The organism is Serpentinimonas barnesii, from assembly GCF_000696225.1.
Taxonomy (GTDB): Bacteria; Pseudomonadota; Gammaproteobacteria; order Burkholderiales; family Burkholderiaceae_C; genus Serpentinimonas; species Serpentinimonas barnesii.
This window is the reverse complement of the sequence record NZ_BAWN01000021.1, coordinates 22,189-42,292: the sequence shown is the minus strand read 5'-3', so window position 1 is coordinate 42,292 and position 20,104 is coordinate 22,189. Positions and strand designations below refer to the sequence as shown.

Below are 20,104 nucleotides of genomic sequence, written 5' to 3'. Positions count from 1 at the left end.
TTCAACGCGCTGGCGCCGCTGCCGCAACCAGGCGCTGCTCAATCGCCTCGAACCCGGCCGCGCCCGAGAGGCGCGTGCCGTCGGCAAAAAAGGTGGTGGGGGTGCCGGTGATCTGGTGCCGCTGGCCAAAGGCGATGTTGCGTTGTAAGGCCGCCGTGTCGCAATTGGCCGCCGGCGGCTCGGCGTTGCGCAGCATCCAGTTTTCCCACACCTGGGCGCGGTTGCGGGCGCACCAGATGCGCTTGGATTTGGCAAGCGAGTCGCGCCCCAGTATGGGGTACAAAAAGATGTGGATGGTGACGTGGTTGAGGCGGCTCAGGTCGCGTTCCAGCCGTTTGCAAAAGCCGCAGTTGGGGTCTTGGAACACCGCCAGCCGGCGCTGGCCGTTGCCACGCACGATGGTGAAGGCATCGCGCAGCGGCAACTGATCGAAGGCGATGGCGCTGAGCTGCTCGACGCGCTGCTCGGTCAGGTTGTTGCGGCTGCGGGTGTCGATCAGTTGGCCCTGCAGGATGAAGCTGCCCTCGGCGTCGGTGTAAAAAATCTGGTTTTGATTGACGCGCACCTCGAACAGCCCGCGCATTGGGGTGGGGCGCACTTCGTCGATGCGCGGCAGGTTGGGCAGGCGCTCGGCCAGGTTGGCGCGGATGGCGGCTTCGTTGGCCGAGGCGGTGGCGCTGGCACCCAGCAGCAGGCACAGCACAAAGGTGAGCCCGGTGAGGTGACGCAGCAAAAGGCCCGTGGCAGACCCGGTGAAAGTGTGCATGGTGCTTGGTGGTTTAGAGGGGGCCGGGTGCAGGGCGGACAGGGCCGCTGCCCTGGGCTTGGCGAATGGCCAAGTGCTTGAGCGGTTTGAGTTGGTCAAACGCACGCAGCCCCCAGCGCCGCAGCGCCTGGATGCGGGTGTCGCTGTGGCCAAACAGGCCGTAGAGGCCGTCGGTGAGCGTGGCCATGCGGTCGAAATCGGCGCGCCGGGCGCGCTCGTAGCGGCGCAGCAGGCGCCAGTCGCCTGGGCTGCGCCAGTATTCGCGCTCGCGCAGCACCCGGCCAAGTTCGGCCACATCGCCCAGGCCCATGTTCAGGCCTTGGCCGGCCAAGGGGTGCATGGCGTGGGCGGCGTCACCGGCCAGCGCCACGCCGGGCCGAACCCAGTGGCGGGCGCGCGACAGTTGCAGGGGCCAACCCGCGGGCTGGCCTTCGGTGCTCATGGCCCCCAGCGCGTGGCCGCAAGCCTGGCCCACGGCGTCGGCGAAGGCGGGCGCCGACAGGGCCAGCAACTCGGCGGCGCGTGCGTGTTGCACCGACCAGACCAAGGCCACCAAGTTGCCCTCGGGGCCATCCATGGGCAGCAGCGCCAACACGTCGCCGTTTTGGAACCATTGGCGCGCCACGCCCTCGTGGGGGAGCGCACAGCGCAGCCGCGCCGCCACGGCCGTGTGGGCGTAGGCTTGCACCTCGTACTCGATCCCGTATTGGGCCCGGGTGCGGCTGTGCTTGCCCTCGCAGATCACGGTCAGCGCGGCCGGGACGGGCTGGTCGACCGGTTCGATCGTGCCCTGATACGCCACGGCCTGCTGCAGGTGCTGCTCCAGCGCCGGCACATCGACGATCCATGCCAGCGGCTGGGTGGCCACCGGGGGCTGCAGCTTGAGGGTGGCGGCGCGCTCGTCGTCGGGTTCGCAGACCCACATCTGGCGCACCGGTGTCACGGCCGGGGCTTGGGGCCAGACGCGCAAATCGGTCAGCAAGTCGTGCGCGGCCTGGTTGAGGGCGTAGGCGCGGATGTCGGGGCCGGCCGCAGGGCTTGCGGGCTGGCGCAGCAGGGCCACCCGCAGCCGCTCGCGCGCCAGCAACAGCGCCAGCGCGTGCGCCACCACGCCGCTCCCCAGAACGGCCACGTCGTACGTTTTGTTCATGCGCGCATTGTAGGGTGGGCCGCTACTGAAACGCCACTTCGGCAAAGCTGCGCAGCTTGCGGCTGTGCAACTGGTCGACGCCACCGGCGCGCAGGCGCTCGATGGCGCGCAGGCCGATGCGCAGGTGTTGGTCCACGCGCTCGCGGTAAAAGGCGTTGGCCATGCCGGGCAGCTTGATTTCGCCGTGCAGCGGCTTGTCGCTCACGCACAGCAAGGTGCCGTACGGCACGCGAAAGCGAAAGCCGTTGGCGGCGACGGTGGCGCTCTCCATGTCGAGCGCCACGGCGCGGCTCTGGCTGAAGCGGCGCTGCGGGGTCTGGTCGGGCAGCAGCTCCCAGTTGCGGTTGTCGGTGCTGGCCACGGTGCCGGTGCGCAGGATGCGCTTGAGCTCGGGCCCCTCCAAACCGGTCACGTCGGCCACGGCGCCCTCCAAGGCGAGCTGGATTTCGGCCAGCGCCGGAATGGGCACCCACAGCGGCAGCTCTTCGTCGAGCACGTGGTCTTCGCGCACGTAGGCGTGGGCCAGCACGTAGTCGCCCAGTTGCTGGCTGTTGCGCAAGCCCGCGCAGTGGCCCAGCATCAGCCAGGCGTGCGGGCGCAGCACGGCGACGTGGTCGGTGATGGTCTTGGCGTTGCTGGGCCCGACGCCGATGTTGATCAGCGTGATGCCGCTGCCGTCGGCGCGCAGCAGGTGGTAGGCCGGCATTTGTGGCAGGCGCGGCAGGGCGCTGCCGGGCTGGCCTTGGCTTAAATCGTGCAGCAGTTGCTGCTCGGCGGCGCTTAAATTGGCGCGTGGGGTGATCAGGTTGCCGGGCTCGACCAAGGCCAGGTAGGCGCTGCCTGGGCGCGCCAGCTCGGCCTGCCCGAGGCGGATGAACTCATCCACATAAAAGGGGTAGTTGGTCAGGAGCACGAAGTTCTGGAACCAGGCCGGGGCGGTGCCGCTGTAGTGGCGCAGCCGTTGCAGCGAGTAATCGACCCGGGCCGCCGTAAAGAGCGCCAGCGGCTGCGCTTCGTGGCTGGCGCTCACGTGGGTGCCGTTGGCGATGCCGTCGTCCATCTGGCTCAGGTCGGGCAGGTCGAAGCGCTCGCGCAGCGCGGCGCGCTGGGCCGGGCTCAGGTCGCCCTCCAAGTGCTCGTGCTCGGCCAGCGCAAAGTGCAGCGGAATGGGCTGGTTGCTCACCCCCACTTCGAGCGCGCCGCCGTGGTTGAGCAGCAGCAACTGGAACTGCTCCAGGTAGTAGCCGGCGTACAGGTCGGGCCGGGTCAGGGTGGTTTCGTAGCGGCCGGGGCCAGCGACGAAGCCGTAGCTCAGGCGGCTGTGTGCGCCCAGGCTGGGGCCGCCGTGGGCGCTGTGGCAGTGCAGGCGCACGAAGGGGTAGCAGGCGCGGATGCGTTGCGCGGCCGCATGGGGGCCTCTATCGGGATCTGCTGCCGTGCCCGGGCTGTTTTGGCTGGCGCGCACGAATTCGTGCAGAGCCCCGCGCAGGTGCGCCACGGCGCGCTGGTACAGGGCTTGCACCTGGGCCAGCGCGGCGGCGGCGTCGGTGTAGCTTTGCGGAGGGCTAAAGGGCGGGCTGTGGGGTGGGCGGTGCTGCATGGGGCGATTGTGGCGCGGGATTGTGAATAGGTGCAGAGAGCGTTGTGACGCTGGCCGGCATTGTTTATAATCGTTCCAAATGGATTGCTAATGCCAAATAACAATTCTCTTGAGGTTTCCTAAGATGGAATCCCAGATTCCTTTGCCGGTCCAGCGGGCGCTGCAAAAGCTTGGCAGCGATGTTTCGCTGGCGCGTCGGCGGCGCCACTTCTCGCAGGCCTCGCTGGCCGAACGCATGGGGGCTTCCCTGTCCACGGTGCGGCGCATGGAAAAGGGGGATGCGCGCGTGCCGATCCACTTCTTTGCCCGCGCCTTGTACGTTTTTGGCGAGATTCAGGCACTGGAGCGCTTGCTCGATACCGCAAACGACGACATCGGACTGCTGCTGATGGACGAGCAACTGCCCAAGCGCGTGCGCAGCAGGCCCCACGGTTCGGGGGCGCTGTGAAGGCCGAGTCCGTGCCGGTGCGCCGTCAGGTCGAGCTGTGCATCGGCCAAGCCGGCCTGCCGCTGGGTGCGCTCGTGTATGTGCGGCAAGGCCAGCGCGAGCACAGCGCCTTCGCCTACGATGCAGCCTGGCTGGCCCATCCAGAGCGCTTCAACGTCTCGGCCGATTTGCAACTGGTGCCGGGCTACCAGAGCCGCAAGGCGGCTTCGGCGCACGATTCGGTTTTTTACGGTGCCCTCGCCGACACCAGCCCGGATGCCTGGGGACGGCGCGTGATCGCCCGCGACCATGCCAGGCGCCGGAAAAACGATCCCAGCCTGCCCGCGCTCACCGAGCTGGACTACCTGTTGGCGGTCGATGACTTTAGCCGGGTGGGTGCCTTGCGGCTGCGCGATGCCGGGGGGCACTTTCAGCAGACGGCCGCCGCCGGGCGGCGCAGCACACCGCCGTTGATCGAGCTGGAGCGGGTGTTCCGGGCCAGCCGCGCCATCGAGCGGGGGCATGAAACCACCGAGGACTTGCGCTACCTGCAAGGCAAGGGCACTTCGCTCGGGGGGATGCGCCCCAAGTGCACCATTCTGGAAGAGGACGGCTGGCTGGCCATCGGCAAGTTCCCGAGCGTGGGCGATGCGCGCAGCGTGACCCGTGGGGAGGTGTTGGCCCTCAAGCTGGCGGCCAAAGCGGGGCTTGAGGCCGCATCCGCGCGCATCGTGCAAATCGACGAGGTGCCGGTGGCCGTCATCCGCCGTTTCGATCGCCATGGCGCAGATGGCCGCATCCCCTATCAGTCGGCGGCCACCCTGTTGCAGGCCTCGCGCCAAGAGGAGCGCAGCTACACCGAGATCGCCGATGCCATCCGCGCGCACGGCCATGCCCCCACCCAGGATGTGCAGCAGCTCTGGCGCCGCCTGGTGTTCAATCTGCTCATCAGCAACGTGGACGATCACCTGCAAAACCTTGGTTTTCTGCACGTGGGGCAAGGACTGTGGCGCCTGGCACCGGCTTTTGACCTCAACCCCTTTCCTGACAAGGAGCGCGAATCCAAGACCTGGCTGTCGGAGCAGGACGGGCCCATCACCGATGTGCGGATGTTGCTGGCCCGAGCGGCCTACTTCGCGCTGGACACCGAGCAAGCCCTGACCGTGCTGGCTCAGGTGCAGGCGGCGGTGTCGCACTGGCGCCCGCTGGCGCTCGACCCAACGGTGGGTTTGCGCGCGCAGGAGCTGGATGATTTCGCACCTGCTTTCGAGCACGCACAGAGCGACGAAGCCGCCGCGCTGTTGCGGCGCTAGGCCCAAACCTTGCGCTCAGGGCGTGGCCGCGCGCCGCAGCGGCGTGCGCAGGGTCACAAATTCCTCGGCGGCGGTGGGGTGGATGCCGAGTGTGGCATCGAACACCGCCTTGGTGGCCCCGGCTTGCAGCGCCACGGCAAAGCCTTGCACGATCTCGCCCGCTTCCGCGCCGACCATGTGCAGGCCGAGCACGCGGTCGGTGTCGTCGTGGACGATGAGCTTGATCAGCGTGCGCTCGCTGCTGCCGCTCAGGGTGTGGCGCAGGGCACGGAATTCGCTGCGGTAAATGCTCACCTGCCCGTAGCGTTGGCGCGCCTGCGCTTCGCTCAGGCCCACACTGGCAAGGCAGGGGTGGGTGAACACGGCGGTGGGAACCAGGTCGAAATCGGGCGCTGGGGAGGAGTGGCCGGGGCGGTTCGGGTCTGGGCCATACAGGTGCTCGACCATGCGCATGGCCTGCGCCAGCGCCACCGGCGTGAGTTGCAGTTGCGCCGTCACGTCGCCCACGGCATAGACGCTGGGCACGCTGGTCTGATACCGCGCATCAACCACGATCTCGCCCTGTGGACCCTGGGCCACACCGAGCGCTTCCAGCCCCAGCCCCTGCACATTGGGGCGGCGCCCGGTGGCGTAGAGCGCCGCATCCACCACCAGGGTGTTACCGTCTTCGAGCGCGGCGTGCAGGCCGTCGGCGTGGCGCTCCAGGCTCAGCACGCCGGCTTGCAGGCGCAAGTCCAGCCCCTGCTTGAGCAGCTCGGCGGCCAGGAAGTGGCGCAGCTCGTCGTCGAAGCCGCGCAAAATCTGCTCGCCCCGGTAGAGCTGCGTCACCTGCGCGCCCAGGCCGTGAAAGATGGAAGCCAGCTCGCAAGCAATGTAGCCGCCGCCGACCACCAGCAGCCGCTGCGGAAAGGGCTCGATCTCGAACAGCTCGGTCGAGCTCAGGGCGTGTTCGCGCCCCTGAAAATGCGGCAAGAAGGGCGCGGCCCCGGTGGCGATGAGGATGCGCTCGGCGCTGAAGGTGCGCTGCCCCGGCGAGCCGTCGGCGTTCAGGCTGGCCAGGCTCAGGGTGTGCGGGTCGAGCAGGCGCGCGCTGCCCTCTAGCAGCGTCACGCCGCTGGCGCGCAGCATATCGGCATAGACGGCGTTGAGCCGCGCCAGCTCGCGCGCCCGGTTCGCCTTGAGGGTGGCCCAGTTCAGCCGCGCCGCCGGCCCCTCCCAGCCGTAGCCCTGCGACTCGCGCTGCGCCGTGGCATAGTGGGCGGCGTAGCCGTAGAGTTTTTTGGGGATGCAGCCGGCGTTGACGCAGGTGCCGCCCAGCCCGGCCTGGCCACTGGCCTCGGCCAGCGCCACGCGTGCGCCGCGCTGCGCCGCCATGCGCGCGGCGCGCACGCCGCCGCTGCCGCCGCCGATGACAAAAAGGTCGAAGTCGTAGGGGTTCATGGTTGGGTCGTGGTTGGGGATGCGGCCGCCGACAGCATCCGGCGCAAAAAAGCCCCGGTGTGGCTGGCTGTGCAGGCGGCGACGTGCTCCGGGCTGCCGCAGGCCAGCACCTGGCCGCCCCCGGCGCCGCCTTCGGGGCCCATGTCGATCAGCCAGTCGGCGGTTTTGATCACGTCCAGGTTGTGCTCGATCACGACGATGGTGTTGCCGGCGTCGCGCAACTGGTGCAGCACCTTGAGCAGCAGCTCGATGTCGGCAAAGTGCAGGCCGGTGGTGGGCTCGTCCAAGATGTAGAGGGTGCGGCCGGTGTCGCGCTTGGAGAGTTCCAGCGCCAGCTTGACGCGCTGCGCCTCGCCGCCCGAGAGCGTGGTGGCACTCTGGCCCAGGCGCAGGTAGCCCAGCCCGACGTCGAGCAGGGTTTGCAGCTTGCGCTGCAGCGTGGGCACGGCCTGGAAGAAGGCGCTGGCTTGCTCGACCGTGAGATCCAGAATCTGGGCGATGTGCTTGCCCTTGTACTGCACCGCCAGCGTTTCGCGGTTGTAGCGCTGGCCCTGGCAGATGTCGCAGGCCACGTACACGTCGGGCAAAAAGTGCATTTCGACCTTGACCACGCCATCGCCTTGGCAGGCTTCGCAGCGGCCACCGCCGGCCGATTGCGCCACGTTGAAGCTAAAGCGCCCAGGGCCGTAGCCGCGTTCGCGCGCTGCGGGCACCTCGGCCAGCAGCTCGCGGATGCCGGTAAAAAGCCCGGTGTAGGTGGCCGGGTTGCTGCGCGGGGTGCGCCCGATCGGGCTTTGATCGACGTTGATGACCTTGTCGAAATGCTCCAGCCCTTCCAGGCCTTGGTGCGGTGCCGGTTCGTCGTGGCTGCGGTAGAGATGCCGCGCCACGGCGCGGTACAGGGTGTCGTTGACCAGCGTCGATTTGCCGGAGCCGCTGACCCCCGTGACGCAGGTGAACAGGCCCACGGGGAAGGCGGCGCTGACTGCGCGCAGGTTGTGGCCGCTGGCCTGCAGCAGGCGCAGGGCGGCGCCGGTGGTGGAGTTGAAGGCTTTGCGCTTGGCGGGCACCTCGATGCGGCGCGCGCCCGAGAGGTAGGCACCGGTGAGCGAGCCCGGCGTGGCCATGAGTTGCGCGCACGTGCCTTGCGCCATGACGCGCCCGCCGTGTACCCCGGCGCCGGGGCCGAGGTCGATCACGTGGTCGGCGGCGCGGATCATGTCCTCGTCGTGCTCGACCACCAGCACGCTGTTGCCCAGTTCGCGCAGGCGCTGCAGGGTGGCGATCAGGCGCTCGTTGTCGCGCTGGTGCAGCCCGATGCTGGGCTCATCCAACACGTACAGCACGCCCGAGAGGCCGGAGCCGATCTGGCTTGCCAGCCGAATGCGCTGCGCCTCGCCGCCGCTGAGGGTTTCGGCGCTGCGCTCCAAGCTCAGGTAGCCCAGCCCGACGTCGTTGAGAAACTGCAGCCGGGCAGCGATTTCGCGCCGCACCCGAGCCCCGATCTCGGCCTTGGCGCCGTGCAACTGCAGGGCTTCGAACCAGTGCAGCGCCTGCGCCAGCGTGACCTGGCCGATCTGGTAGATGGCGCGCGCCTGCTCGCCCTGGCCCACATAGACATGGCGCGCCTGCGGCCGCAGGCGGCTGCCGTGGCACTGCGGGCAGACCTGGGTGCTGCGCTGGCGCGCCAGTTCTTCGCGCACGGTGGGGTTGCTGCTCTCGCGCCAGCGCCGCTCCAGATTCGGCAGCAGGCCCTCGAAGGGGTGGTGCTTGCGCACGGTCTGGCCGGCGTCGAAGGCGTAATCGAAGGCGATTTCTTGCGCACCCGAGCCGTGCAGCAGCACCTGGTGCACCGATTCGGGCAGATTTTCCCAAGGTGCTTCGAGCTCGAAGCCGTAATGCGTGGCCAGGTTTTGCAGCACGCCAAAGGCCTGGGCGTTGCGCCGGTCCCAGCCTTTGATGGCCCCGGCGGCCAGGCTCAGGCTGGGGAAGGCCACCACGCGCGCAGGGTCGAAGCGCTCCACGTGGCCCAGGCCCTCGCAGCCGGGGCAGGCACCCAGCGGCGAGTTGAAGGAGAACAGGCGCGGCTCCAGCTCGTCGAGCGCGTAGGCGCACTGCGGGCAGGCAAAGCGCGCACTAAAGAGGTGCTCGCGCCCGCTGTCAAGCTCCAGCACCAGCGCCTTGCCTTCGCCCAGGCGCAAGGCGGTCTCGAAGCTCTCGGCCAGGCGCTGGCGCTGCTCGGCGGCTTCGTCGGGTGGGGCGGCGAGGGGGCTGGACGGGCCGGTTTCTGCGCCGCCGGGCAGTGGGTTTTCGGCGGGCGCGCTGGCACGCACCTTGAGGCGGTCGATCACCACGTCGAGGTCGTGCTTGCCGTGGCGCTTGAGCGCGGGCAGGCGCTCGGCCTCCAGCACCTGGCCGTCGAGCCGGAAGCGCACAAAGCCTTGCGCCTGCAGCTCGGCCAGGGTGTCGGCGAACTCGCCCTTGCGGGCGCGCGCAATCGGGGCCAGCAGCAGCAGCTTGGTGCCGGGGGGCAAGGCCAGCACGTGGTCCACCATCTGGCTCACGGTCTGCGCTTGCAGCGCCTGGCCGTGCTCGGGGCAGTGTGGGGTGCCGACGCGGGCGTAGAGCAGGCGCAGGTAGTCGTGGATTTCGGTCACGGTGCCCACGGTCGAACGCGGGTTGTGGCTGGTGGCTTTTTGCTCGATGGCGATGGCCGGCGCCAGGCCCTCGATCAGATCGACGTCGGGCTTGTCTAGGCGCTGCAAAAACTGGCGCGCGTAGGCGCTCAGGCTCTCGACGTAGCGGCGCTGGCCCTCGGCGTACAGGGTGTCGAAGGCGAGGCTGGATTTGCCCGATCCCGACAGGCCGGTGATCACCACCAGCGCGTTTTTCGGGATGTCGAGGTCGATGTTTTTCAGGTTGTGGGTGCGCGCGCCGCGCACGCGCAGCATCGCGGCAGGCTGGCGCAAGGCCTGCGCCAGCGGGGTGCCGCAGTCGATGGCGGCAGCAGGATGGGCAGCGGTGGAGGGGTGGTCTGGGTTCAAGGGGCGCAGCGACTCGATCGGGGGGCAACCCCCGATCATAGAAGCTCTGGGCTTATCGGGCCCTGTAACGGGTCACTGGTCTGGCCATGCCCGCGCCTCCGCCCAGACTGGGTGCGCCCTTACTGCCCCTGCCCGAGCGCGTAGCCGCGTTCGCCGTCGAAGGTGCAGAGGTTTTCGGTCTTGATGAAGTCGATGCCGCGCTGCGCCAGCGCTTCCATCAGCTCGATCAGGTCGAAGTGCGTCACGCTCTCGCCGTTGGCGGCCACGAAGCGGCAGCGCCAGTGGTCGGTGCAGAAGGTCTCGGGGAAGCCGCCCGGCCAGACCTTGACGCCGCGGTTGGTGATCATCTGCAAATGAAAGGCCGGTGTCACCAGCGCGCTCAACTGGCCGGCCAAAAAGTCGGCGCTTTGGCGTGCATTCACGAACACATCGACCCCCACCAGCGCCTTCACCGAAACCGGGTCGGGCAGCGGGGCGTGCGCGCTGGCGCTGGAGGCGGCCGAGGCGGCGAGGGCGGTTTGCTCGGGCTCGGCGTAGCGCACCGGCTTGAGCTGGCTCGGCTCTTGGCCTAGGCGGTCGATCACGGCGTCGGCAAAATCCATGCTGCCAAAGGGGCGGCCCACGCTGAGCGAGCCGCGCAGGTCGGCGGTGATGATGCCGTCTTCGATCGTGCGCAGCCAGGCGTTGTGGATTTTTTCGGCGACTTTGGACTGGCCGATGTGGATCAGCATCATCACTGCGGCCAGCAGCAGGCCGGAGGGGTTGGCGATGCCCTTGCCGGCGATGTCGGGCGCGCTGCCGTGGATGGCCTCGAACATGGCGATGCGGTCCCCGATGTTGGCGCTCGGGGCCAGCCCAACCGAGCCGGTGATCTCGGCCGCGATGTCGCTGATGATGTCGCCATAGAGGTTGAGCGTGACGATGACGTCGAAGCGCTCGGGTCGCGTGGCCAGCCGCGCCGCCCCGATGTCGATGATCATGTGATCGGTTTCGATCTGCGGGTACTCTTTGGCGATTTCGTCGAAGACCTTGTGGAACAGGCCGTCGGTCATCTTCATGATGTTGTCTTTGGTCATGCACGTGACCTTGCGCCGCGCATTTTTGACCGCGTACTCAAAGGCGTAGCGGATGATTTTTTCGCAGCCGGGGCGGGTGACGAGCTTGAGGCACTGATAGACCTGATCGGTCTGGCGGTGCTCGATGCCGGCGTAGAGGTCTTCCTCGTTTTCGCGCACGATCACCAAGTCCATGGTGGGGTGCAGCGTTTTCACGAAGGGGTGGTAGGTGACGCAGGGGCGCACGTTGGCGTACAGGCCCAGCGTTTTGCGGATGGTCACGTTTAGGCTCTTGAAGCCGCCGCCTTGCGGGGTGGTGATGGGGCCTTTGAGCAGCACGCGGGTGCGGCGCAGGCTGTCCCAGCTTTCGGGGGCAATGCCCGAGCTGTGGCCGGCCAGGTACTGGGCTTCGCCGACGCTGATGGTCTCGGGCGCAATGAGCGCTCCGGCGGCGCGCAGCACGCGCAACGTGGCTTCGGTGATCTCGGGGCCGATGCCGTCGCCTGGGGCGACGGTGATGGGGACCAGGTTGCTCATGGGGGGATGCTCCTCTTGGGGTGGATGAACCGTTGCAAACTTCGACGCGGCAGCGCTTGTGGGCTGCGGGCCATTTCGTAGTATGGCGCGAATTTTCATCGTAATCAAATTATCATTCGGTATGCGACCCATAGACCGATATCGATGAATAAGCTGCGCCCGCCCCGTATCAGCTTTGCCCAGATGCGCACCTGGGAGGCGGTGGCGCGCCTGGGCTCGATCACCGCTGCGGCGCGCGAGCTGCACCTGGCGCAGCCCACGGTGTCGTCGCAGGTGCACGAGATGCAGGCCGCGCTGGGGCAGGCGCTGCTGGCGCCGGCCGGGCGCGGCATCCAGATCACCGAGGGCGGCACGCTGCTGCGCGAGGCGGTGCTGGATGTGTTCACGCGCTGGCAGGCGCTGGAAGAAGGGCTGCAGGCGCTGCAGGGGCTCAAGCGCGGCACGCTGCGCATTGCGGGGGTCACCACCACCGAGTACTTCATCGCCCAGTGGATCAGCGCCTTTGCGCGCACGCACCCGGGCATTGACATCGAGCTGGCGGTGCACAACCGCGACGCCGTGGTGGAGCTGCTGCGCAGCGAGCGCGTCGATCTGGCGCTGATGATGCGCCCACCCACCTTCCCGCCGCTGCACACGCTGCCGGTGCTGGACAACCCACTGGTGCTGATTGGCCCGGCCGGGCACCCGTGGGCGCAACGGCGCCGCCTGCCGCTGAGCGCGCTCAAGGGCCAGACGCTGCTGTGGCGCGAGAGCGGTTCCGGCACGCGCCAGGTGGTGCTTGAGCACTTGCGCGCCAACGGCCTTGAGCCCGACGAGCGCCTGACCCTGGGCAGCAACGAGGCCATCAAGCATGCGGTGGCCGCAGGGCTGGGGCTGGCGGTGCTGTCGCGCCACGCGCTCGACCCCGACCCGGCGCAGGAGGGGCTGGCGCTGTTGCCCATGACGGGCTTCCCGATCCTGCGCCTGTGGCAACTGGTGTGGCGGCGCGACCGCCGGCTGCCGCTGGCGGCCAGCGCCTGGATCGAGCATTTGCGCGCCTCGCTGCCGGTGGCGTTCCAAGCGGGTAGTGGGGCGGGGGTGGGGTGAGCCGAAAGGGGCCAGTGCCCGTCGGTGCGGTTTGGGTGCTGCAGGCGCAGGCAAGAGGGGGGTGGGGCGGCGATGCCCGACAATGCGGCCCATGATGAGCACAAACGCAGACCCCGCAACCCCCGCAGCCGGTGCCGCCGCCCGGCCCGGAACCAATCCCAGCAGCATTCCCCAACCCGCCTGCGAGCACGAGCTGGTGCTCAAGGTGATCCCGATGCCGGCCGACTGCAACCCCAACGGCGACATTTTTGGCGGCTGGGTCATGGCCCAGGTCGATCTGGCCGGTTCGGTGCTGCCGGCGCGGCTGGCGCAGGGGCGCATCGCCACCGTGGCGGTGAACCAGTTCATCTTCAAACAGCCGGTGCGGGTGGGCGACATCCTGAGCTTTTACGCCACCTTGACGCGCATCGGCAACACCTCGATCACGGTGCAGGTGGAGGTGTACGCCGAGCGCTTCTCGGCCCAGGGCCGCTACGTGAAAGTGACCGAGGCTTCGCTGACCTACGTGGCGATCGACGACCAGGGTCGACCGCGCCAGGTGCCCAAGGCGGCTTAGCCTTTGCTGGCGCTGGGCTGGCGTGTGGCCGCACAACCCAGCCGTGCCACCCAGGGATGGGCCAAAAAAAAGCCGCCCGAAGGCGGCGTGAAGTCCATCAGGACGTCGTTGGGAAACTGTGATCCAAAGTGGCTGGTCCGTTTGGCGGCCGCCACACCCTGTGGGCTGTCTTATGCGCCCTTGATCTGACTGTGTTGACAGCGACTGGGCTTGATTGTGCAGGTGCAGCACGGCTTTGCCTATCCCCTGTTTGGGGGAGGGCAGCCCAATCGGGTGCAGGGCTTCAAGGCGGGCGCTCGGCGATTTGCAGCCGCCGCCCAGCCAGCCAGACCAGCGCGATCACCGGTACCCCGAGCAGCGCCGTGAGCGTGAAAAAGCCGGGGTAGCCCATGCCATCGACCATGGCGCCCGAGTAGCCGCCCAGCGTTTTGGGCAGCAGCGTCATGAGCGAGCTAAAGATCGCGTACTGCACCGCCGTGAACTGGATGTTGGTCAGGCTGGACAAAAAGGCCACGAAGGCGGCGCTGGCAAATCCGGCCGCCAGGTTGTCGATCGACACCACCCAATACAGCCAGGTGAGGTCGCGCCCCACCAGGGCAAGGCCGATGAAGGCCAGGTTGGTGGCGGCGGAAAGGATCGCGCCCCACATCAGCGCGCGCATGACGCCGATCCGGTAGGCCAAGATGCCGCCCAGAAACCCACCGGCGATGGTGATCACCAGGCCATAGGTCTTGACGGCGGTGGCGATCTCGGGCTTGGTAAAGCCCATGTCCTGGTAAAAAATGTTGGAGATCACACCGAGCACGATGTCGGAGATGCGGTACAGCCCCACCAGCGCCAGCAGCAGCGCCGCGGTGCGCCAGCCGTAGCGCTGCCAAAAATCGAGCACCGGTTCCACCCAAGTGATGCGCGCTTGGTCGGCGCTGGCCAGCCCGATGCGGATCAGGGTCCAGCCCAGGGCGAAGGCGGCCCCCAGCGCCAGCGCCATCCGGCTGGCCTCGAACAGCAGGCTCCAGAGCGGACCATTGCCCGCCACAAGGGGTGCGCCCACCCGCCCCACGCCCCAAAACACCAGCACCAGGCCCAGCACGCTGAACAAAAACACCACCAGCAGGCGCAGGTGCTGTCCGGCCGGGGCGAGCTGCGCCTGCTGCTGGGAGGAGTCGGGCTCGGGCGTGAGCAGCGTGGTCAGCATGCCGATGCCCATCACGCAGGCCATGATCAGGTAGGCCGACTGCCAGGCCTCGAACTGGTAGTTGCCGCGCGCCGTGCCCCAGTGCGCCGCCAGAAACAGCACCCCGGCCCCGGCCACGATCATGCCCACGCGGTAGCCCGCGATGTAGGCCGCCGACAGCAGGCCCTGCTGCTCGGGGCGGGCGATTTCGATGCGGTAGGCGTCGATCACGATGTCTTGCGTGGCCGACATAAAGCCCAGCAGCACCGCAAACAGCGCCATCTGCGTCAGCGCCCAGCCGCCCGAGGCCGGGTCGGTGAGGGCCATGCCGACGATCGCCCCCGCCACCCCGATCTGCGCCAGCAGCATGTAGGCGCGGCGCCGCCCCAAACGCCCGGTCAGCCACGGCAGCGGCAGCCGGTCCACCAGCGGCGCCCAGACGAACTTGAAGGAGTAACCCAGCGCGGCCCAGCTAAAGAAGGTGACGGCGCGGCGCTCCACCCCGGCCTCCATCAGCCACAGCGAGAGCGAAGAGAAAATCAGCAGCAGCGGCAGCCCGGCTGAAAAACCCAGCATCAGCAGGCTCAGGATGCGCCAATCCCACAGCGCCTGCAGGGTTTCGCGCCAGGTGTGCAGGGCTTGGGGGCGGGCTTGCGGGGCTTCCAAAGGCTCGCCTACCGGCACGCTTACAGGGGCGCCCAGGGGCGCCGCGCCAAGCGCCGGATTTGTTACAGATGTTGACACACGCATGACCCGATTTTGCCTATGATTGCGCCATGTGCTGGCTATGTGATGCAAAAACTCCCCTGACCGAGCCTGCGACGCACCGGTGGTCGTCGCGGCGCGGATTTTTGTTGGCGGCCGGTGCGGCCACGGCCACGGCGGCGGTCGGCTTGCTGCCGGTGCAGGCCGAGGCGCAGGTGGCGGTCGGCGAAGGGTCGCGGCTGCGGCATCTGGTGCCGGCCGAGCAGCTCGAAGCCGCCGCCGCCCAGCAGTACCAGCAGATGATGCAGCAGGCGCGCCAGCAGGGCGTGCTGGCCCCCGATACCGACCGCCAACTGCGCCGCCTGCGCGCCATTGCGCAGCGCCAGATTCCCTTTGCCCAGCCTTGGAACCCGCGCGCGCGCCAGTGGCAGTGGGAGGTGAACCTGATCCGCAGCGAGCAGATCAACGCCTTTGTCATGCCTGGCGGCAAAATTGCTTTCTACACCGGCATTTTGGATGCGCTGCGCCTGACCGACGACGAAGTCGGGATGATCATGGGCCACGAAATGGCGCACGCGGTGCGCGAACACGCCCGGGCGCGAATGGCCAAGACGCAGACCGTTGGCATCGGGCTCTCGCTCGGGGCGCAGTTGCTGGGCTTGGGTGATTTGGGCAACGTGGCGGCCAACCTCGGCACCCAGTTGCTGAGCCTGCGCTTTAGCCGCGAAGACGAATCCGACGCCGATCTGGTCGGGCTTGAAATCGCCGCCCGCGCCGGGCACCACCCGCAAGCCAGCGTGACGCTGTGGGAAAAGATGATCGCGCGCAACCGCAGCAGCGGGCTCAACTTCCTCTCCACGCACCCGGCCGGGCCGGATCGCATCCGCGAGTTGCAGGCCAATATCGGCAACGTGATGGGCCTGTACGAGCAGGCGCGGCGACGCGGCTGATTTGGCCTGCTGCGGGCGCGCTCAGGCCCGGTCGCCCACGTAGGGGTTGCTGCGGCGCTCGCGCCCAAAGCTGCTCTCGGGCCCGTGGCCGGGGATGAACACGGTGTCGTCGCCCATGGGCCACAGGCGCTCGCGGATGCTGGAGACGAGCTGCGCGTGGTCGCCCTGGGGAAAATCGGTGCGCCCAATGCTGCCCGCAAACAACACATCGCCCACAAAGGCGCGCCGGATTTCGGGCGCGTAAAACACCACGTGCCCCGGGGTGTGGCCGGGGCAGTGGCGCACTTGCAGGCTGCTGTGGCCCAGCGTGACCGTGTCGCCATCGTGCAGCCAGCGCGTGGGGGTGAAGGGGCGCGCAGGCGGGAAACCAAACATCTGGCTCTGCTGCACCAGCCCGTCGATCCAGAACTGGTCGCCGGGGTGCGGCCCGATGATCGGCAGCCCGAGCCGCTGCGCCAGCTCACCGGCGGCACCGGCGTGGTCGATGTGGGCGTGCGTGAGCCAGATCTGCTGCAAGGCCAGCCCGAGCCGCTTGGCCTCGGCCAGAATGTCATCGAGGTCGCCACCGGGGTCGATCACGGCAGCGGCCAAGGTCTGGTCGCACCAGAGCAGGGAGCAGTTTTGCTGAAACGGCGTAACGGGAACGGTGTGGTAGTGCAGCATGGGTGCATTGTAGGCAGGGCGCGCTTCAGTTGGCGTTGCGGTCTGGGTCGGGGCGGGTGCAGCAGGGTTTGAGGGGGCCGGGTTGATTAGGGCGTATCGCTTGGGCTTGGGCTTGAGGCGGTTAGATGGCTGGACAGCGCTTGCAAGTAGGTCAGCAACCCTTGGCCCGCCACGCGCCCGCTGGCCAGGCAGGCGGTGAGCAGGTAGCCGCCGGTAGGGGCGTCCCAGTCCAGCATCTCGCCGGCGCAGAACACGCCGGGCAGCGGGTGCAGCATCAGCGCCTCGTTCAGGCCTTCCAGCGCCACCCCACCGGCGCTGCTGATGGCCTCGGCCAGCGGGCGCGTGGCCACCAGGTCGAGCGGCAGGCCTTGGATGAGGGCTGCCCAATCGGCGGCTGATTGGGCGGGCGCTGATGGGGCCGCGTCGCTGCCCGGCGCCGAGGGCCGCACCTCGTGCAGCAGCGCCACCTGCGCGGGCGTGAGGGCTATGCGTTTGCGCAACAGCGTGCCCAGCGACTGGCCGCCGCGTTCGCGTGCCAGCTCGGCCTGCAAACGGCTGCGGCTCCAGTCGGGTTTCAGGTCGAGTTCGATGCGCACCCGGCCCTGGGCCTCGATCGCCTCGCGCAGGCGCGCCGAGGCGGCGTAGATCAGGCTGCCTTCGAGGCCGGTTTCGGTGAGCACGCATTCGCCACGGCGCTCGAAAAGCTGCCCGGCGGCATCGGTGAAGCGCAGCAGCACCCCCTTGAGCGCGGCCCCGGCGCAGCGCTGGCGCAGGTGCGCGCTCCAGCCCAGGCGCGCGCCCACGGCCACCTCAAAACCGCAGTTGCTGGGGCGCAGCGGCTGCAGCGTCACCCCGTGCTGAGCCAGCCACGGCATCCAGGCGCCGTCGGAGCCAAGCTGCGGCCAGCTTCCACCCCCGAGCGCCAGCAGCAGCGCGGTCGCCCGCACCTCGGTCTGGCCTTGCGGGCCGTGCAGCTGCAGGCGGTAGCCGGGTGCTTCGGGTGCCAGCGGCTGCAAGTGGCCGTTCCAGCGCTGGCGCATATGCAAGCGCACCGGCACCCCGCTGGCCGGATGGCGCAGCCGCTGCAACCAGGCGCGCAGCAAGGGGGCGGCCTTCATCTCCAGCGGAAACACGCGCTGCGAGCTGCCCACGAAGGTCTCGATGCCCAGCCCAGCGGCCCAGTCGCGCACCGCCTGCGGGCCAAAGGCATCCAGCCAGCGGCCACAAATGTTGGCGCGCGGGCCGTAGCGGGCCGTGAAGGCGGGCAGCGGCTCGGCGTGGGTGAGGTTGAGCCCGCCGATGCCGGCCAGCAGGAACTTGCGCCCCACCGAGGGCATGGCGTCGAACAAATGCACCTCCACCCCGGCGGCGCTCAGCACCTCGGCCGCCATCAACCCGGCCGGCCCGGCACCGACGATCGCCACCGGGCAGTGCAGGATGGGCGTGTGGGGGAGCGGGGTGGCGTGGGGGTGCTCGATCGGGGTGCCGATGGGGTTGCTTGCGCTATTCATCTGGACTCGTCCTCGTGCAGCGCGGCGCGCACTTGCGCTTGCAGGGCCGCCAAATCGCCGTCGTTGTGCAGCAGCCGGTGCCCGGCTTGTTCGCTGGCGTCGATGGGCTCGAAAAACCCCGCTTGCAGCGCGCGCACGGCGGCGTCGGCGTCGGAGGGGTCGCGGTTGTCGGCCTGGCGCACGGCAAGGCGGCGTTGCGCTTGGGTGCTGCCTGCGCGGCACTCCCACAAATAAAACGGCACCTGCTGCTGTGCGGCCAGTGCGCGCAGCGCCTGGCGCTCGTGGCGGCGCAGGCTGGCGGCGTCGATCAGCACCGAGCAACCGGCTTGCAGGCCCTGCTGCGCCGCCTGCTGCAAGCGTGCGTAGGTTTGCTGCGTCAGCGCCGGGCTGTACCAGTGCGCCTGCTGCGCCGCGCTCGGGCGCGCCGTGGCGGCCACGCCCAGCAAGCGCTTGCGCTCAAGGTCGGAGCGCAGGCACAGGGCGGCGCGCCCCTGCTGCACCAGGGCATCGCGCAGCATCTGCGCCACGGTCGATTTGCCGCTGCCGCTCAGGCCCATGAGCAGCCACAGACCGGGCGGCGCGGGCGCGGCCAGCAGCGCCTGGGCGCAGGCGCAGTAGCGCTCGTGCAGGGCCAAGGCCTGTGCATCAGCGTCGCCCATGCCTTCGCCACTGCCCTTGCCGCCCGCTTCGCTGCCGTTGCTTGCGCTGTTCAACCACGCCACGCGGGCGCGCACCAAGGCGCGGTAGGCAGCCCAAGCGCGCAGGCCGCGCAAGCCCTCGAAGTCGCCCGTGATGTCCAGATAGCCGTTCAGAAAACGCCAAGCCAGCTCCGGCTGCCGGTACTGGAGCAAGTCCATGAAGGCAAAGGTGGCATCGCTCAGCACGTCGATGGCGCGCAGATCGGGCTCGAATTCGAGCGCGTCGAAAGCGCGCACTCCGCCTTCCCATTCGATCAGGTTGCCCAGGTGCAGATCGCCGTGGCATTCGCGCGCAAAGCCTTGCGTGGCACGCTGCTGCATCCAAGGCCGCCGCGCCTGCAATTGCGCCAGCAGCGCAGCGCCCAGCGCTTGGACTTCGGCTCGTTGCGGCGGAGCCAGCCCGGGCTGTTGTTGCAACGCCTGCACGCATTCTTGGGCCCAGTGCAGGGTGTCGCGCTGCGGCAGCGCCTCGGGCGGCAGCGGCGGCAGCGACTGGTGAAAACCCGCCACGTGCGCGGCCAGGGCGTCAATCAATTCCGGTTGTAGGCGGCCGCAGCGGGCCTGCTCGGCCAGCAGCGCATCGGCGTCAAAACGGTGCATGCACAGCACCCAGTCCAAGGCCGTGTCGGCGTGGCTGGCGTCGAGCGCGGCTTCGGGGTCGGCGCAAAAAGTGGCCCAATCCACACTCAGCGGGCGCAGGCCCAAGTAGATCTCGGGGGCGGTGCGCCGGTTCAGGCGCAACTCTTCTTGGCCAAACCAGCGCCGCCGCTCGGGGCTGGAAAAGTCCAGAAACGGCAGGCGCAGCGGCTTTTTGACCTTGTAGGCGCGCTCGCCGTGCAGCAGCACGCGCGAAATGTGGGTCTCGATGCAAACGGTCATGGCGGGCAGTGTAGGGCACGGGGCACCCCAAGCCCGGTGCTTGGTCCGGCATCGCTCTTGGAGTGGGGCTGCCAAGCAGCAAGCCCCCTTGGGCACGGCGTCAGAAAGTGGCTGAAAGCGTGCTACAATGCGGGTCTTTCCCCGATAGCTCAGTCGGTAGAGCGCCGGACTGTTAATCCGTAGGTCCCTGGTTCGAGCCCAGGTCGGGGAGCCAAATCAAGCAAGAATTCAGGCCAGCTCAATGCTGGCCTTTTTTCTGTCCTGGGCGCTGAATCAGCCGCTCAGTTTTTGGTCTTGCAGGTGTTGATGCCGAACGGCAGGTACGCCGGGCACCAGCCTATGGCGGCGGTGAGGATGGGCACGATCCCAATATAACCCCAAGCCCCCACGGTACCTGTGGCGGCCAGCGCGATCAGCGCCACCCCACCCACCACACGAACGACTCTGTCTACACTGCCTACGTTGGTTTGCATCGCATACTCCTTGGTGCATAACGGAAGCCCATTATGGCGCATCCTACTTGGCCCTGTCACGCTGTCCACTTATACTG

16 protein-coding genes and 1 tRNA gene are annotated in these 20,104 nt (G+C 68.4%); 6 read left to right on the top strand and 11 right to left on the bottom strand.

Features of this window, described 5'->3' with window-relative positions:
* Window position 1: 1 nt before the first annotated feature.
* The 3 genes from SRAH_RS07075 to SRAH_RS07065 are packed head-to-tail and all read right to left on the bottom strand — an operon-like array spanning window position 2 to window position 3,516.
* Window positions 2-766, bottom strand: a complete 765-nt coding sequence (locus SRAH_RS07075) for a DsbC family protein (protein WP_082210110.1) — start codon at window positions 764-766, stop codon at window positions 2-4.
* Between the two features lie 13 nt (window positions 767-779).
* Window positions 780-1,916, bottom strand: coding sequence for an FAD-dependent monooxygenase (locus SRAH_RS07070; protein WP_045476581.1), 1,137 nt, complete (start codon window positions 1,914-1,916; stop codon window positions 780-782).
* Window positions 1,917-1,938: 22 nt separating this feature from the next.
* Complete coding sequence (locus tag SRAH_RS07065; protein ID WP_029462649.1) at window positions 1,939-3,516, bottom strand: AMP nucleosidase; 1,578 nt, start codon at window positions 3,514-3,516, stop codon at window positions 1,939-1,941.
* 124 nt (window positions 3,517-3,640) lie between these two features.
* Between SRAH_RS07065 and SRAH_RS07060 the strand changes: the two genes are divergently transcribed.
* Together SRAH_RS07060 and SRAH_RS07055 are read left to right on the top strand one after the other, a co-directional pair.
* A complete protein-coding gene (locus SRAH_RS07060; RefSeq protein ID WP_029462648.1) occupies window positions 3,641-3,964 on the top strand; it encodes a helix-turn-helix domain-containing protein in 324 nt (107 codons plus the stop codon).
* Window positions 3,961-5,256 (top strand): type II toxin-antitoxin system HipA family toxin, encoded by a 1,296-nt coding sequence (locus tag SRAH_RS07055; protein WP_029462647.1) that lies wholly within the window; start codon window positions 3,961-3,963, stop codon window positions 5,254-5,256. The genes SRAH_RS07060 and SRAH_RS07055 overlap by 4 nt, the downstream gene beginning before the upstream one ends.
* Before the next feature lie 15 nt (window positions 5,257-5,271).
* Here the strand turns inward: SRAH_RS07055 and gorA are convergent, their stop codons facing one another.
* The 3 genes from gorA to SRAH_RS07040 all read right to left on the bottom strand — a co-directional run bounded on the left by gorA (window position 5,272) and on the right by SRAH_RS07040 (window position 11,332).
* Entirely contained in the window at window positions 5,272-6,696 is a 1,425-nt protein-coding gene (gorA, locus tag SRAH_RS07050; protein ID WP_029462646.1) for a glutathione-disulfide reductase, read from the bottom strand.
* A complete protein-coding gene (gene uvrA / locus SRAH_RS07045; protein ID WP_045476578.1) occupies window positions 6,693-9,779 on the bottom strand; it encodes an excinuclease ABC subunit UvrA in 3,087 nt (1,028 codons plus the stop codon). The genes gorA and uvrA overlap by 4 nt, the downstream gene beginning before the upstream one ends.
* An 80-nt stretch (window positions 9,780-9,859) precedes the next feature.
* Window positions 9,860-11,332, bottom strand: a complete 1,473-nt coding sequence (locus SRAH_RS07040) for an NADP-dependent isocitrate dehydrogenase (protein WP_029462644.1) — start codon at window positions 11,330-11,332, stop codon at window positions 9,860-9,862.
* Window positions 11,333-11,476: 144 nt separating this feature from the next.
* On the opposite strand from SRAH_RS07040, the gene SRAH_RS07035 reads away from it, so the two are divergent.
* Both SRAH_RS07035 and SRAH_RS07030 read left to right on the top strand, forming a co-directional pair.
* On the top strand, window positions 11,477-12,418 hold the full coding sequence (locus SRAH_RS07035) for a LysR family transcriptional regulator (RefSeq protein WP_029462643.1): 942 nt from the start codon (window positions 11,477-11,479) through the stop codon (window positions 12,416-12,418).
* 94 nt (window positions 12,419-12,512) lie between these two features.
* Entirely contained in the window at window positions 12,513-12,974 is a 462-nt protein-coding gene (locus SRAH_RS07030) for an acyl-CoA thioesterase (protein ID WP_082210119.1), read from the top strand.
* Window positions 12,975-13,257: 283 nt separating this feature from the next.
* Here SRAH_RS07030 and SRAH_RS07020 read toward each other — a convergent pair whose 3' ends face one another.
* The gene (locus SRAH_RS07020) at window positions 13,258-14,814 is read right to left on the bottom strand and encodes an AmpG family muropeptide MFS transporter (protein WP_045476576.1); all 1,557 of its coding nucleotides are present in this window, start codon (window positions 14,812-14,814) and stop codon (window positions 13,258-13,260) included.
* Between the two features lie 110 nt (window positions 14,815-14,924).
* Here SRAH_RS07020 and SRAH_RS07015 point away from each other — a divergent pair, with 110 nt between their 5' ends.
* Window positions 14,925-15,803 carry a M48 family metallopeptidase gene (locus tag SRAH_RS07015; protein ID WP_045476574.1) on the top strand — a complete coding sequence of 293 codons (879 nt, stop codon included), beginning with the start codon at window positions 14,925-14,927 and terminating at the stop codon, window positions 15,801-15,803.
* Between the two features lie 21 nt (window positions 15,804-15,824).
* Here the strand turns inward: SRAH_RS07015 and SRAH_RS07010 are convergent, their stop codons facing one another.
* The 3 genes from SRAH_RS07010 to SRAH_RS07000 all read right to left on the bottom strand — a co-directional run bounded on the left by SRAH_RS07010 (window position 15,825) and on the right by SRAH_RS07000 (window position 19,554).
* The gene (locus tag SRAH_RS07010; RefSeq protein WP_029462639.1) at window positions 15,825-16,466 is read right to left on the bottom strand and encodes an MBL fold metallo-hydrolase; all 642 of its coding nucleotides are present in this window, start codon (window positions 16,464-16,466) and stop codon (window positions 15,825-15,827) included.
* A gap of 86 nt (window positions 16,467-16,552) precedes the next feature.
* Window positions 16,553-17,977: a BaiN/RdsA family NAD(P)/FAD-dependent oxidoreductase gene (locus SRAH_RS07005; RefSeq protein ID WP_082210108.1), complete on the bottom strand. Its 1,425-nt coding sequence runs from the start codon at window positions 17,975-17,977 to the stop codon at window positions 16,553-16,555.
* A complete protein-coding gene (locus SRAH_RS07000; protein WP_052369122.1) occupies window positions 17,974-19,554 on the bottom strand; it encodes a bifunctional aminoglycoside phosphotransferase/ATP-binding protein in 1,581 nt (526 codons plus the stop codon). Before SRAH_RS07000 ends, SRAH_RS07005 begins: the two co-directional genes overlap by 4 nt.
* 138 nt (window positions 19,555-19,692) lie before the next feature.
* Between SRAH_RS07000 and SRAH_RS06995 the strand changes: the two genes are divergently transcribed.
* Window positions 19,693-19,768 (top strand) — tRNA-Asn (locus tag SRAH_RS06995).
* A gap of 67 nt (window positions 19,769-19,835) precedes the next feature.
* On the opposite strand, the gene SRAH_RS06990 is transcribed toward SRAH_RS06995, so the two are convergent.
* Entirely contained in the window at window positions 19,836-20,027 is a 192-nt protein-coding gene (locus SRAH_RS06990) for a YgaP family membrane protein (RefSeq protein ID WP_029462636.1), read from the bottom strand.
* Window positions 20,028-20,104: the final 77 nt, after the last annotated feature.

Excerpts from the sequence above, each read along its gene's own strand:
- SRAH_RS07030 (WP_082210119.1), top strand. The coding sequence starts at position 12,513 with ATGAGCACAAACGCAGACCCCGCAACCCCCGCAGCCGGTGCCGCCGCC.
- SRAH_RS07015 (WP_045476574.1), top strand. The coding sequence starts at position 14,925 with ATGTGCTGGCTATGTGATGCAAAAACTCCCCTGACCGAGCCTGCGACG.
- SRAH_RS07060 (WP_029462648.1), top strand. The coding sequence starts at position 3,641 with ATGGAATCCCAGATTCCTTTGCCGGTCCAGCGGGCGCTGCAAAAGCTT.
- SRAH_RS07010 (WP_029462639.1), bottom strand. The coding sequence starts at position 16,466 with ATGCTGCACTACCACACCGTTCCCGTTACGCCGTTTCAGCAAAACTGC.
- SRAH_RS07000 (WP_052369122.1), bottom strand. The coding sequence starts at position 19,554 with ATGACCGTTTGCATCGAGACCCACATTTCGCGCGTGCTGCTGCACGGC.
- SRAH_RS07040 (WP_029462644.1), bottom strand. The coding sequence starts at position 11,332 with ATGAGCAACCTGGTCCCCATCACCGTCGCCCCAGGCGACGGCATCGGC.
- gorA (WP_029462646.1), bottom strand. The coding sequence starts at position 6,696 with ATGAACCCCTACGACTTCGACCTTTTTGTCATCGGCGGCGGCAGCGGC.
- uvrA (WP_045476578.1), bottom strand. The coding sequence starts at position 9,779 with ATGATCGGGGGTTGCCCCCCGATCGAGTCGCTGCGCCCCTTGAACCCA.
- SRAH_RS07005 (WP_082210108.1), bottom strand. The coding sequence starts at position 17,977 with ATGAATAGCGCAAGCAACCCCATCGGCACCCCGATCGAGCACCCCCAC.
- SRAH_RS07035 (WP_029462643.1), top strand. The coding sequence starts at position 11,477 with ATGAATAAGCTGCGCCCGCCCCGTATCAGCTTTGCCCAGATGCGCACC.
- SRAH_RS07070 (WP_045476581.1), bottom strand. The coding sequence starts at position 1,916 with ATGAACAAAACGTACGACGTGGCCGTTCTGGGGAGCGGCGTGGTGGCG.
- SRAH_RS06990 (WP_029462636.1), bottom strand. The coding sequence starts at position 20,027 with ATGCAAACCAACGTAGGCAGTGTAGACAGAGTCGTTCGTGTGGTGGGT.
- SRAH_RS07075 (WP_082210110.1), bottom strand. The coding sequence starts at position 766 with ATGCACACTTTCACCGGGTCTGCCACGGGCCTTTTGCTGCGTCACCTC.
- SRAH_RS07065 (WP_029462649.1), bottom strand. The coding sequence starts at position 3,516 with ATGCAGCACCGCCCACCCCACAGCCCGCCCTTTAGCCCTCCGCAAAGC.